The sequence below is a fragment of the Bradyrhizobium sp. USDA 4473 genome, from assembly GCF_054063335.1.
This window is the reverse complement of record NZ_JBSSGE010000001.1, coordinates 7,603,076-7,616,337: the sequence shown is the minus strand read 5'-3', so window position 1 is coordinate 7,616,337 and position 13,262 is coordinate 7,603,076. Positions and strand designations below refer to the sequence as shown.

13 protein-coding genes are annotated in these 13,262 nt (G+C 66.1%); 5 read left to right on the top strand and 8 right to left on the bottom strand.

Annotation, left to right across the window (positions count from 1 at the left end):
- Positions 1-221 precede the first annotated feature (221 nt).
- The 4 genes from ACVW17_RS35660 (at position 222) to ACVW17_RS35645 (ending at position 4,264) form a co-directional block, all read left to right on the top strand.
- Positions 222-821, top strand: coding sequence for a histidine phosphatase family protein (locus ACVW17_RS35660; protein WP_456798642.1), 600 nt, complete (start codon positions 222-224; stop codon positions 819-821).
- Between the two features lie 219 nt (positions 822-1,040).
- Positions 1,041-2,129 (top strand): chorismate synthase, encoded by a 1,089-nt coding sequence (aroC, locus tag ACVW17_RS35655; RefSeq protein WP_456756197.1) that lies wholly within the window; start codon positions 1,041-1,043, stop codon positions 2,127-2,129.
- A gap of 49 nt (positions 2,130-2,178) precedes the next feature.
- Positions 2,179-3,372 carry an adenylate/guanylate cyclase domain-containing protein gene (locus ACVW17_RS35650; protein ID WP_456798641.1) on the top strand — a complete coding sequence of 398 codons (1,194 nt, stop codon included), beginning with the start codon at positions 2,179-2,181 and terminating at the stop codon, positions 3,370-3,372.
- A gap of 13 nt (positions 3,373-3,385) precedes the next feature.
- A complete protein-coding gene (locus ACVW17_RS35645) occupies positions 3,386-4,264 on the top strand; it encodes a DMT family transporter (RefSeq protein WP_456798640.1) in 879 nt (292 codons plus the stop codon).
- A gap of 6 nt (positions 4,265-4,270) precedes the next feature.
- Here the strand turns inward: ACVW17_RS35645 and clpS are convergent, their stop codons facing one another.
- Positions 4,271-4,576 (bottom strand): ATP-dependent Clp protease adapter ClpS, encoded by a 306-nt coding sequence (clpS, locus tag ACVW17_RS35640; RefSeq protein ID WP_021076758.1) that lies wholly within the window; start codon positions 4,574-4,576, stop codon positions 4,271-4,273.
- A gap of 228 nt (positions 4,577-4,804) precedes the next feature.
- Here clpS and ACVW17_RS35635 point away from each other — a divergent pair, with 228 nt between their 5' ends.
- On the top strand, positions 4,805-5,653 hold the full coding sequence (locus tag ACVW17_RS35635; RefSeq protein ID WP_212017953.1) for a DUF1194 domain-containing protein: 849 nt from the start codon (positions 4,805-4,807) through the stop codon (positions 5,651-5,653).
- Positions 5,654-5,753: 100 nt separating this feature from the next.
- Here the strand turns inward: ACVW17_RS35635 and ACVW17_RS35630 are convergent, their stop codons facing one another.
- From ACVW17_RS35630 to ACVW17_RS35600, 7 genes are all read right to left on the bottom strand, one after another.
- Entirely contained in the window at positions 5,754-6,587 is an 834-nt protein-coding gene (locus ACVW17_RS35630; protein WP_456798639.1) for a nucleotidyltransferase domain-containing protein, read from the bottom strand.
- Positions 6,588-6,640: 53 nt separating this feature from the next.
- Positions 6,641-7,882 (bottom strand): class I SAM-dependent RNA methyltransferase, encoded by a 1,242-nt coding sequence (locus ACVW17_RS35625; protein ID WP_456798638.1) that lies wholly within the window; start codon positions 7,880-7,882, stop codon positions 6,641-6,643.
- A complete protein-coding gene (locus tag ACVW17_RS35620; RefSeq protein ID WP_456798637.1) occupies positions 7,875-8,636 on the bottom strand; it encodes a TlyA family RNA methyltransferase in 762 nt (253 codons plus the stop codon). The genes ACVW17_RS35625 and ACVW17_RS35620 overlap by 8 nt, the downstream gene beginning before the upstream one ends.
- A gap of 10 nt (positions 8,637-8,646) precedes the next feature.
- Positions 8,647-9,210, bottom strand: coding sequence for a nucleoside 2-deoxyribosyltransferase (locus ACVW17_RS35615; RefSeq protein WP_456798636.1), 564 nt, complete (start codon positions 9,208-9,210; stop codon positions 8,647-8,649).
- 95 nt (positions 9,211-9,305) lie between these two features.
- Complete coding sequence (gene dxs, locus ACVW17_RS35610; RefSeq protein ID WP_456756190.1) at positions 9,306-11,234, bottom strand: 1-deoxy-D-xylulose-5-phosphate synthase; 1,929 nt, start codon at positions 11,232-11,234, stop codon at positions 9,306-9,308.
- Between the two features lie 552 nt (positions 11,235-11,786).
- Entirely contained in the window at positions 11,787-12,038 is a 252-nt protein-coding gene (locus tag ACVW17_RS35605; RefSeq protein ID WP_028334494.1) for an exodeoxyribonuclease VII small subunit, read from the bottom strand.
- 128 nt (positions 12,039-12,166) lie between these two features.
- A complete protein-coding gene (locus ACVW17_RS35600; protein WP_456798635.1) occupies positions 12,167-13,093 on the bottom strand; it encodes a histone deacetylase family protein in 927 nt (308 codons plus the stop codon).
- Positions 13,094-13,262 lie beyond the last annotated feature (169 nt).

Genomic DNA, 13,262 nt, shown 5'->3' with positions numbered 1-13,262 from the left:
CATCCAGTCTTCGATGGTCTCGGCGATGAGCTGCCTTGTCCAGCATAACACCCTAACGGCGTGGCTATTCCGGTTGCATCGATCTGCGCGCAGAGCGCCTCAGCTGCGGCGGATTTGGGCTTGTCGCCAGGCGAAGCGCTGGTGTACCTCGAAGCCATAAAATTCGAGGCGTGGAAGCCTGTGGTGAGGCGCCCGACAGCTCAGGATCAGCCGTTACGGGAATGCCGGTGCTGACCATCTACTACATCCGTCACGGCGAGACCGCGTGGAACGCCGAAGGCCGGCTTCAGGGCGCGCAGGATATCGCGCTCAACGAGCGCGGCCGCGCCCAGGCGGCGCATGCCGGACGCATCCTCGGCGATCTCCTGGCGCGCGACGGCCGTGACAAGACGACGCTGCCATTCGTCGCGAGCCCGCTGATCCGGGCGCGCGCCACCATGGAGCTGGTGCGCGCCGAGCTCGGCCTGCCGCCGGGCGATTACGCGCTCGACGCGCGGCTGCGCGAGATCGGCTACGGGACGTGGGAGGGCTCCACCTTGGCGCAGGCGCAGGCCGCCGATCCCGCCGTCTATGCCCGTCGCCTGGCCGAGAAGTGGCAGGTCGCGCCGGAGGGTGGCGAGAGCTATGTCGAGGTGCAGGCGCGGATGACCGACTGGTACCATTCGGTGACGTCGGACACCGTTGCCGTCGCCCATGGCGGCACGGCGCGGGCGCTGATGGTGGCGCTCGGCTTCGAGACGCCGGCCTCGGCCGCCGAGCTTTATATCGAGCAGGGCGCGGTCTACGTGTTCGGCAAGGCGAGCCTGCGGAAATATAGTTAAAGCCAGTAACTCTCTCCATCGTCATTCCCCGGTGCGCAATTGCGCACCTGAGGGCGACGCGTAAGCGTCGAGCCCGGAATCCATCAGGCCGAGTGTCCCGTGGGCCAATGGATTCCGGGCTCTCGCTTCGCGAGCCCCGGAATGACGACCTGGACGGCTATGCCCGGCCCTGACGAAGTCGAGGTTTGACCCCGCTGCCTCCGCGCGTTACGACACGCCATGTCCTTCAACACCTTCGGCCATATGTTCCGCGTCACGACCTTCGGCGAGAGCCATGGGGTCGCGATCGGCTGCGTGGTGGACGGCTGCCCGCCGATGATCCCGCTGACCGTGGAGGAGATCCAGCACGATCTCGACCGCCGCCGGCCCGGCCAGTCGCGCTTCACCACCCAGCGCCAGGAGCCGGACGCGGTGAAGATCCTGTCCGGCGTGATGGCGCATCCGGAAACCGGCGTGCAGGTCACGACCGGCACGCCGATCGCGCTGTTGATCGAGAACACCGATCAGCGCTCGAAGGACTATTCCGAGATCAAGGACAAGTTCCGCCCCGGCCATGCCGACTTCACCTATGAAGCGAAATACGGCCTGCGCGATTATCGCGGCGGCGGCCGTTCCTCGGCGCGCGAGACCGCGACCCGCGTCGCGGCCGGCGCGATCGCGCGCAAGGTGCTGCCCGACGTGAAGGTGCGCGGCGCGCTGGTGCAGATGGGCCCGCACAAGATCGACCGCGAGAAGTGGGACTGGGACGAGATCGCCAACAACCCGTTCTTCTGTCCCGACAAGGACAAGGCGGCGTTCTTCGAGAGCTATCTCGACGGCATCAGGAAGAGCGGCTCCTCGATCGGTGCCGTCATCGAGGTCGTCGCCGAAGGCGTGCCGGCCGGGCTCGGCGCGCCGATCTATGCAAAACTCGACAGCGATTTGGCGTCGGCGATGATGAGCATCAACGCGGTCAAGGGCGTCGAGATCGGTGCCGGCTTCGGCGCCGCCGAACTCACCGGCGAGGAGAACGCCGACGAGATGCGGACCGGCAACAATGGCACGCGCTTCCTGTCCAACCATGCCGGCGGCGTGCTCGGCGGCATCTCGACCGGCCAGCCCGTGGTGGTGCGCTTTGCGGTCAAGCCGACATCCTCGATCCTGACCACGCGCCGCACGGTGGATCGCAAGGGCGCCGATACCGACATCCTGACCAAGGGCCGCCACGATCCCTGCGTCGGCATCCGTGCGGTGCCGGTCGGCGAGGCCATGATGGCCTGCGTGCTGGCCGATCATTTTCTGCGCGACCGCGGGCAGACCGGGCGCTGATCCCCTATATCCTATATAATGGCGGTACCAGACCGCCTTGGGGACTGCCATGAACGCGTCGGAGCTTCGGGATATCATCGCATGGATGATCGGCGGCGCGCGATCGGCGCCGACCCCGGTGCAGATGATGGCGGAATGCTGCGAACGGCTGACGCGGGCCGGCCTGCCGCTGTGGCGCATCGGCGTCTTCGTGCGCACGCTGCATCCCGAGATCTACGGCCGGCATTTCTTGTGGAGGCCGGGTGCTGAGGTCGAAACCGGCACCGTCGCGCACAACATCGAGGAGTCCCCGGACTTCGCCGTCAGCCCGCTGCGGATCGTCTTCAAGCAAGGCGTTGAAGTACGCGCGCGGTTCGACGACCCCTCGAGCAAACGCTTTCCCATAGTCGAGGACCTGCAAGCCGAGGGCGTCACCGACTATATCGCGGTGCCGCTGATCAACACCGACGGCCGCCCCAATGCGTCGAGCTGGACCACCAAGCAGCCGGGCGGCTTCACCGACGAGCAGCTCGATGCGATCCGCTCGATCACCGTGCCGCTGGCGCGCTACATCGAGATCGTGACGCTGCGCCGCACCGCCTCGCTGCTGCTTGATACTTACGTCGGCAACCGCGCCGGCGAGCGCATCATGGGCGGCCAGATCCGGCGCGGCCATGCCGACACGATGGATGCCGCGATCTGGCTGTCCGACCTGCGCGGCTTCACCGCGCTGTCGGACCGCCTGCCAGCCGAGACCGTCGTCGAGATCCTCAATCTCTATTTCGACTGCCAGGTCACCGCGATCCGCGACCATGGCGGCGAGGTGCTCAAATTCATGGGCGACGGCCTGCTCGCGGTGTTTCCGGTCGACGAATATCTCGGCGACGAGGTGCAGGTCTGCTCGCGGGTGCTGGATGCCGCGCGCGCTTCCCGCGCAGGCGTCGAGGCGCTGCAATTTCCCAATGGCGATGCGGTCGAGCGTTTCCGCTTCGGCGTCGCGCTGCATCTCGGCCGCGTGCTCTACGGCAATATCGGCGGCGGCAACCGGCTCGATTTCACCTGCATCGGTCCGGCGGTCAATCTCGCCGCGCGGCTCGAGAAGATCGCCGGTCGTCTCGGCCGTACCGTCGTCGCCTCCGAGCGCTTCGCCGGCATCCATGACGGCGGCTGGAGCGATCTCGGGGAGTTTCCGATCGCGGGATTTGCCAAGGCCGAACGGGTCTACGGCCTGTTCGACGAGGCGCCGGTCGCGGCTGCGAGCTAGCCGCCGGTGTGACGTGGCTGACACGAACGCGCAGCATCGCAAGGGGATTGCGCTGGTCGTGGCGGCGACTGTGGCCTGGAGTACCGCGCCGTTCTTCACCCGGCTGCTGCACTTCGATTCCTGGACCATCCTGTTCTGGCGCGGGCTGTTCGGCGGCGGCGCGATCGCGCTGTTCCTCCTCGCGACGCAAGGCCGGCGCGGCGTGCGCGATCTCGTCGCGATGCCGGCGAGCGGATGGCTGGTGGCCGGTCTCTCGACCTTCGGCATGGTGACGTTCATTCCGGCGCTGCAACTGACCAGCGTCGCCAATGTCGCCATCCTCATCGCGATGCAGCCGTTCGCGGCGGCCGCGATCGCCCGACTCTGGCTCGGCGAGCGGGCGCAGCCCGGCACATTGCTGGCAAGCCTCGTCGCGCTCGCGGGCGTCGCCATCACCGTCAGCGGCGCCGCAGGCGTTACGGATTACAGGGGCATTGGGCTCGCCTGCGTGATGGTGCTGGCGATTTCGCTGATGACGGTGGTGATCCGGCGGCACCGGGGCACGCCGATGATCGCTGCCGCGGCGCTCTCGAACTTTCTCGGTAGCGTCACCAGTCTGCCGCTCGGGCAGGGCATCGGCGCGGTTGGCGGCACCGATCTCGGCGTGCTCGCGATGTTCGGAGCGTGCCAGGTCGGGCTCGGGCTCACTTTGTTTACTGTCGGCTCCAGATTCCTGCCGTCCGGGCAGGCGTCGCTGATTGCCACCCTGGAGACGCCGCTGATGCCGTTCTGGGTATGGCTGGCGTTCGCTGAAGTGCCGTCGCTGCGCGCGCTCATCGGCGGCGCGATGGTACTGGGGGCCGTCGTCGCAGACATCGTGGCCAGCCAGCGGGCCGATTCAGCGCGACGGTGATGCCTGCTACTCTTCCGGCTCGGTGGTGAACAGCAGCGGATAGCCCTTGGCGCGGCCGGCGTCGGTGGCGCGCGTCGCCTTGGTTTCGGCGACGTCCCTGGTGAACACCGCGACCACGCAGACGCCGCGCTGATGCGCGGTCAGCATCACCTTGTAGGCCTGGTCGTCGGTCATGCGGAATTCACCCTTCAGCACGGTGACGACGAACTCGCGCGGCGTGTAGTCGTCGTTGACCAGGATCACCTTGTGCAGGCGTGGCCGCTCGACCTTGGTCTTGGTTCGGGTTTTCGGCTTGACGACAGTATCTGGCATCGCACTCCCTCGCGATTGCCCCGTAAGACTACCGTCTTCCGGCAGCTGTTGGAACCGTTCGAATTGCACGGCCTCATTGCGGCAACGGCACGGCGCGTGCCGCCGCATTCGCGGCAAGTCACGTCGAACCTGCAAGCGCCTAACTCGAATGTGAAGGACAGATGATATCAGCGCTTTTCGCCGCCTGATTTGCGTGTCACCATGACGCGACACGACGGGAGGGCCGCAATGCGCTGGTATGTCTCGATCGGAGCGGTGCTTGTCGCGGGCATGCTGGCCAGCGGCGATGTGGCCGGTGTTGCCGCGCCCGGCCCGGGACCACAGACCGGCCGGCTGGCTGAAAAGGAATCCACGCCGAGCGTCGACATCGAGCTGATCATCGCGGTCGACGTCTCCTATTCGATGGACATGGACGAGCTCGCGATCCAGCGCGAGGGCTATGCGCAGGCGATCGTTTCCAAGGATTTCCTGCAGGCGCTGAAGGCCGGCCCGAACGGCAAGATCTCGATCACCTATTTCGAATGGGCCGCCTCCAACGACCAGAAGGTCATCATCCCCTGGCGGGTGATCGACGGTCCTGAATCCGCCGACGCGGTCTCCGCCGAGATCATGAAGACGCCGGTGCGGCGCGCCTCGCGCACCTCGATATCAGGCGCGATCTATTTCGCGATCCCGATGTTCGACGAGAATCCGCATCGCGGCCTGCGCCGCGTGATCGATATTTCCGGCGACGGACCCAACAACAACGGCGCACCGATCACGCCGGCGCGCGATGCGGCGCTCGACAAGGGCATCGTCATCAACGGCCTGCCGATCATGGTCAAGGAGCCGTCCTACTCGACGATGGACATCGAGAATCTGGATTACTATTACGAGGATTGCGTGATCGGCGGACCCGGCTCCTTCGTGGTGACGATCAAGGATCGCGAGAAATTCAAGGAGGCGATCCGCACCAAGCTATTGCTCGAGGTCGCCGGCCGCACTCCCGAGCGCCCGGTGGTGCGGACCGCCGAGAAGGAGCCGCGGGTCAGTTGCATGATCGGCGAGAAGATCTGGCAGGATCGCTGGGGGCGATAGCTGTGATGTAGGATGGGTAGAGCGGAGCGAAACCCATCATTCTAGCCGCAAAGAAGAATTGATGGGTTTCGCTCCGCTCTACCCATCCTACAGTTCTTTGCTAGCCCAGCCTGCAAATCTTTGAAACGTCGCTTTCAAGTTCGCGCAGCAGCTGCAACGCACCGGTATGCTCGCCGGCTCCGATCCGTCGCCAGACTTCGGCAACATGCGTAGCGAGGTCGCGGACCGTCACCGGAAAATTCGCGGCCTGCGCCAGCGCGCCCTTCTCGTTGATCAGATATTGCCCGTTCAGCGCAAACAGCACCTGCGCGATGCAGGCCAGCGCGCGATAGGCGCAGCCGGCGATGTGCGTGCTGTCGCCGCGCGGCAATGCGAGCTCGGCATTCTCGATCGCGAACAGGATTTCCCATTGGAAACGCCGCACGAGAGCATCGCGCAGCGCCGGCGGGTAGGGCGCAGTCCGCGCCTTCAATGCCGCGATCAGGGCGTCGGGATCATGCAGGACGCGGCACAGCGCGATCTCGCCCATCCAGGTCGCCGAGCAGAAGCCGTGCGGATGGCCGGGCTGGTAGTGCACGCTGATCTCGCCGCCGCGGCAGGCATCGATGACAGCGGTGACCTGGTCGATGCTGCGGTAGAGCAGGTCGACCTTGCGGCCGCCGATCGCAAGCCAGGCGCCGCCGACGATCCATGGTCCCCATTCGCCGACCGGCGTCACATGCGCAGCAGCGGGATCGTCGACCAGGGCCGCAACCGCCGCGCGCAGCTGGTCGATATCGAGAGCGGCGCCATCCCGATAGTAGATACCGAGATCGCAATCCGACATTTCATGCGCTGTGCCGCGCGCCCGCGAGCCGCCGAGCACGATGGCGGTGACGCCGGGCACGGCGACGAGGATGGGAATGATGCGCGCGAGCAGCGGATCGTGGGACATGCAGGGCGGACTATAACGAGACTGCCAGGCGCTGCGATAGTCGCAGCGTCGTCTCAGCGCGCAAACCGTGCCACCAGCTCGATATGCGGCGTGTGACGGAACTGATCGACCGGGGTGACATCGGCGAGCTTGTAGCCGCCATCGATCAGGATCTTTGCGTCGCGCGCAAATGTCGCGGCGTTGCAGGACACCGCGACGACCACCGGCACCTTGCTGGCCGCGAGCTGGGTGACCTGCGCCTGCGCGCCCTGACGCGGCGGATCGAACACGACGGCGTCATAGTCGCGCAATTCCTGCGGCATCAAGGGGCGGCGGAACAGGTCGCGCGCCTCGGCCTTCAGCGGCTTCAGCCCCGGCGTCGTCTGCGCGGACTTCTGCAGCGCCGCGATCGCGCCGGCGTCGCTGTCGAACGCCGCGATCCGCGCCTTCTCCGCGAGGCGGAGCGCAAACGGGCCGACGCCGCAAAACAGATCGGCGATGTGCTTGGCGCGGCCGCAATGCGCACGAACCAGCGCCGCAAGCGTCTCCTCGCCCTTGACGGTGGCCTGCAGGAACGAGCCCGGCGGCAGCACGACCTTCGCCTTGCCGATCGCAATCTCGGGCGAGCCGCGCTGCAGCACCAGTTCGCCGTGCCGGGTCAGCCGTGCCAGCCGGTGCTTTTCGGCGACCCGCGACAAGGTGGTGATCAGGCTGGTCGGCAGCGAGCCTGAGCCGCGCACGTCGATGTCGAGGCCGTTGAGCGTCGCGGTCACCTGGATGTCGAGCGGCTTGCCGATCGAGATCAGCGGCTCGGCGACCGCCCAGGCCGCCTCGAGCGCGCCGTCGAGCGCGGGATCGAGGATCGGGCAGCGGTCGACGGGAACGATGTCGTGCGAACCGGCAGCGGCGAAGCCGACCTTGAGGACCTCATGGGTGCCCATGCGCCCGTGCAGCGTGATGCGGCGGCGGCCCGCGCCGTGCGCGTCGAGCAGCGGCGCGACCTCGGCGTCGATCCTGGCCTGCGCCAGCGTTTCCACGACAATGTTGCGCTTCCAGGCGTGGTAAGGCGCCTCGCTCCAGTGCTGGATCGCACAGCCGCCGCAGACACCGAAATGCGGACAGAACGGCGCGATGCGCTCGGGGCTTTGCTGGGTGACCCGCAGCAGCCGCCGCCGGTCGGGATGATTGCCGGGGACGTCCTCGACCTCGACGGTTTCGCCGGCCAGCGTGTAGGGCACGAAGATCGACTGCGCGCCGTCGATCGCGACGCCGTCGCCACGGTGGCCGACATGGTCGATGGAGAGAAGCTCAGCCACGGCGGGCGCCGAGGAAGAATTCGATGTTGCCGTCGCCGCCTGGGATCGACGACGGGAACACCTCGATATCGGTGCAGCCCTGCGAGGCGGCAAAGGCGGCGATGTCGTCGCAGATCTGCTGGTGCACCATCGCGTTGCGGATGACGCCGCGCTTGGAGTGTTTGCGGGCCGCCTCGAACTGCGGCTTGATCAGCGCCAGCAGATGCATGGGGGCTGCCGCCAGCGACAGCGCCACCGGCAGCACCAGCTTCAGCGAGATGAAGCTGACGTCGATCACCACGACGTCGGGCCGCGCCGGCAGGCGCTTGCCCTCGAAATTCCTGATGTCGGTCTCCTCCATGGAGACGATCTTCGGATGCCCTTGCAGCGACGGGTGCAGCTGGCCGTGCCCGACATCGACGGCGAAGACGAGGCTCGCACCGTTCGCGAGCAGCACTTCGGTGAAGCCGCCGGTCGAGGCGCCGACATCGAGGCAGACATGGCCCTCGACGTCGATCGGGTAGTGCTCGAGCGCGCCGGCAAGCTTGACGCCGCCGCGCGAGACATAGGGATGTGCCGGCTCGGCGGTGAGTACGGCGCCGGACGCGACGATCTCGGACGCCTTCGCAATCCGCTTGCCGTCGGCGGTGACGAGGCCGGCGTCGATCGCGGCGCGCGCCCGGGCCCGGCTCTCGAACAGGCCGCGTTCGACCAGCAGCACGTCGATGCGCTTGCCGGCGGAGGCGTTGTTGTCGTTGTCGCCCGCCTTGGTCACTTGTGTTTGCTCACTTGGCAGCCTGACGGCGCTGCGCGGCGGCGAGCCGCACGCAGGCCTCGAAGGAGGTGAGGTCGTGCCAGAGGTCGGCCGCCGGCTCGCGCGGGGTGACCAGCGGGCTGCCGTGCAGATCGAGCGCATGCATCATCATCAGATTGTCCGGCAAGCCAAACTCTTCCACGGTCAGACCCTCCGCGTCGATCAGGCGTCCGTCGGATGCCGGCGCCACCTGGCTCAGCCGTGCCACGCGATTGGCGTAGGACGTGGGATCGTTCGAATAGGCGAGGCACAGCTTGCCGCGTCCCGTCATGTAGCCGAGTTCGTAGACGGTGCCTGCGTCGGCACTGGGGCCGCGAAACGGCGTCAAGTTGGCGATGATGGCGTCGGCGGACTCCATCATCGCCTCGTTGCTCTTGAAGATGCTGAGCGACGCGCCGGCGACGGTCGGATCGATGCTGTTGTCGAGCGGGTACAGCCCGGTCAGCCCGTGATAGGCGCAGACCTCCGCCTTGCGGCGGCCGATCTCCACGGCATCCGGCAGGAATACGTCAGGACCTGCCAGATAGATTCTCATGGACGTGCCGGTGCTATGGCGTTTCGTGCAAACGGGAAGCCAGAGCTCCGTTCTGATTCAATCAGAACCGGAAGTCCTCGGGCCGCCCGGAACGATTACGCGAGCTTGACGGTCTCGGTCTTGTAGTCCTTGCCGAGGGTTTCGAACACCTTGGCAACGATGCTCTTGGCGTCGAGGCCGGCGCGGGCATACATCGCCGCCGGCGTGTCGTGATCGAGGAACACGTCGGGCAGGATCATCGAGCGGAACTTGAGCATGCCGCTGTCGAGCATCGCGTTGTCGGACAGGAACTGCATGACATGCGAGCCGAAGCCGCCGATCGAGCCTTCCTCGATCGTGATCAGGATCTCGTGGTCGCGGGCGAGCTTCATGATCATCTCTTCGTCGAGCGGCTTCATGAAGCGCGCGTCGGCGATGGTGGCGGAGAGGCCGTGGGCGGCGAGCTCGTCGGCGGCCTTCTCGCACTCGGCGAGGCGGGTGCCGAACGACAGCAGCGCGACCTTCTTGCCCTCGCGGATGATGCGGCCCTTGCCGATCGGCAGGGGAACGCCGACTTCCGGCATTTCGACGCCGCGGCCTTCGCCGCGCGGATAACGCAGCGCGCTCGGACGGTCGTTGATCGCAACCTGCGTCGCCACCATGTGCACCATCTCGGCCTCGTCGGCGGCCGCCATGATCACGAAGTTCGGCAGGCAGCCGAGATAGGCGTTGTCGAACGAACCGGCATGGGTCGCGCCGTCGGCGCCGACCAGGCCGGCGCGGTCGATCGCGAAGCGGACCGGCAGGCTCTGGATCGCGACGTCATGGACCACCTGGTCGTAGCCGCGCTGCAGGAAGGTCGAGTAGATCGCGCAGAACGGCTTGTAGCCTTCCGTGGCGAGGCCGGCGGCGAACGTCACCGCATGCTGCTCGGCGATGCCGACGTCGAAGGTGCGGTCGGGGAACGCCTTGTTGAAGATGTCGACGCCGGTGCCCGACGGCATCGCCGCGGTGATGGCGACGATCTTGTCGTCCTTCTGGGCTTCCTTGACCAGGCTCTGGCCGAACACGTTCTGGTAGGCCGGCGCATTCGGCTTGGCCTTGGCCTGGGTGCCGGTCGCGACGTCGAACTTGACCACGGCGTGGTACTTGTCGGCGGAGGCTTCGGCCGGGCCGTAGCCCTTGCCCTTCTGGGTCACGACGTGAACCAAGATCGGCCCGGTCTCCATGTCGCGGACGTTCTTCAGCACCGGCAGCAGATGGTCGAGGTTATGACCGTCGATCGGGCCGACGTAATAGAAGCCGAGTTCCTCGAACAGCGTGCCGCCGTCCATCATGAAGCCGCGGGAATATTCCTCGACGCGGTTGGCGCGGTTGGCGAGGATCTTCGGCAGGCGCTTGTTGATCTGCTTGGCGGCCTCGCGCAGCGAGCGGTAGGTCTTGCCCGAGTAGAGGCGCGACAGATAGGCGCTCATCGCGCCGACCGGCGGCGCGATCGACATGTCGTTGTCGTTGAGGATCACGATCAGGCGCGAGTTCATCGCGCCGGCATTGTTCATGGCCTCATAGGCCATGCCCGCTGACATCGCGCCGTCACCGATCACGGCGATAACGTTGTTCTTGCCGCCGGAGAGGTCGCGCGCCACGGCCATGCCGAGGCCGGCCGAGATCGAGGTGGAGGAGTGCGCGGCGCCGAACGGATCGTAGTCGCTCTCGGTTCGCTTGGTGAAGCCGGAGAGGCCGCCGCCGGTGCGCAGGGTGCGGATGCGGTCGCGGCGGCCGGTCAGGATCTTGTGGGGATAGGCCTGATGGCCGACGTCCCAGATCAGGCGGTCGCGCGGGGTGTCGAAGATGTAGTGGATGGCGGTGGTCAGCTCGACGACGCCGAGGCCGGCGCCGAAGTGGCCGCCGGTCACCGACACGGCATCGATGGTTTCCTGGCGGAGCTCGTCGGCAACCTGCCGCACCTGCTCGACCTTCAGCTTGCGCAGGTCATCGGGCGTGTGAATAGTGTCAAGAAGCGGCGTTTTACTAAATGTGGTCACAGCGAATTTCCAATTTTTGCCTGTCGGAACGAACCGCCCGACGCGAGATGGGTTGGCGCGCACATCGCGCAGCGAATGCCAGACATCGGGTGCCGCCCCGGCAGACCGTGCCTGGTTGTAAGCCTCAATTCACTCCGGATTGGACCACGTGATATGCATCACCTTGGTCGCTCTTCACCCGTCCCGGTTCAGTTTTGTCGAACCATTTGAGATGCATGCCGCCCGAAAAATTCGGGCCGCCGGCCACCCTCAAATGCCCATAGAACTGGAAGCATTACACCAAAGCTGTAGCCAAAGCCAACCCGATCGGGGGTGCAGGGTTCCTATGCGCCGCATTGAAAAGCCTAGCCTTTTCAATGCCTGCGTCGGGTTCCGGTTCCACTTCGCCCATTTTTGCGGCAACCGGACGGTCCGGATCGGCCTGATTCGCGGCCGCACCCGATCGCCGCGGTGAGCTCCGCGTCGTCACGGAATGCTGGAAACACGCAGCAACAATCGCCCGCCGCGGCGGACATCGTGTCGCACGATCGAAGGTGCGAAAAGCCCGCGGCGCTACTGCACGTCGAGCGGCTCGGTGCCGGTCGGCTGGCCCGAGGCGTCGGTGGTGATCTTGTCGACGCGGGCTTCGGCCTGGCGCAGCAATTCCTCGCAGCGCCGCTTCAGCGCTTCACCGCGCTCGTAGATCGCAACCGATTCCTCAAGCGGGACCTTGCCGTCCTCGAGCCGCTTGACGATCGATTCGAGCTCCTCGATCGCGCGTTCGAAGGACAGCTTCTTGACGTCGGCTTGAGTGTTTTCGGCCATTCTTTGCGTTCCCGATTGCGTGGATCAGATCGCAACCTGATCTTGTCGTCCAAACATGACCCGTCGCAGGCCATGTTTGCCCCGGCGCAGAATCAATCGAATTTTTGCGGACGTATTGTGGCGGGTATTTACGCGCCCATCAATGCGGTGACATGAGATGCCACCGACTCTTTCAGGCCCTCGAGGTCGTAGCCGCCTTCCAGCACGGAGACGACCCGGCCGCCGGCGCTCTTGTCGGCAACATCCATCAGCTTGCGCGTGACCCAGCCGAAATCCTCAGCCGTGAGGTTGATCGAGGCCAGGGGATCGCGGTGATGCGCGTCGAAGCCTGCCGAAATCACGACGAGTTCGGGCGAGAATTTTTCGAGCTGCGGCAGGATCAGGTTCTCGAACGCGGCGCGGAACTTGGCGCCGCCGTCGCCCGGCGCCAGCGGCGCGTTGACGACGGTGTCGTGCTCGCCGCGCTCGCCCGAAGCGCCGGTGCCGGGAAATAACGGCATCTGGTGCGTCGAGCAGTACATCACGGTGGGGTCGGCCCAGAAGATATCCTGCGTGCCGTTGCCGTGATGGACGTCGAAATCGACGATCGCGGCGCGCTTGATGCCGTATCTGCGCTGCGCGTGGCGGGCGGCGATCGCGACATTGTCGAAGAAGCAGAAGCCCATCGGCGTCGACTTCTCGGCATGATGTCCCGGCGGGCGCACCGCGACGAAGGCGTTCTGATGCTTGCCCTCCATCACCGCTTCGGTCGCGGCCACCGCGCCGCCGACGCCGCGCATCACGGCTTCCCAGGTGCCCGGCGACATCGAGGTGTCGCCGTCGATATAGATCATGCCCGAGGTCGGCGCGATGTGACGCAGCTCGCCGACATAATGCTCGCCGTGGCAGAGCAGCACGGTGTCGAGGTCGCCCTCCGGCGCGAGGTCGCGCACCAGCGCCTTGAAGCGGTCCTCGCCGAGCACCTCGGCAACCGCGCGCAACCGGTCGGGGCGTTCGGGATGTCCGGGCGGGGTGAGATGGTTGAGGCAGGCGGTGTGCGTCAGAAGCAGTGTCATGCAAATTCCCGGCGCAATGGAGGCGCGTGCGAGGACGCATGATCCGGAAAAGTGCGCAGCGGTTTTCCGGACAAGATCATGCGCGAACGACCCCTAATCTAGGCCGTTAGCGGCGTTCCGGAAAGGGCCCGCCCTGAGCCGGTCCTCACCTTTTCGGGACAGCGACCGA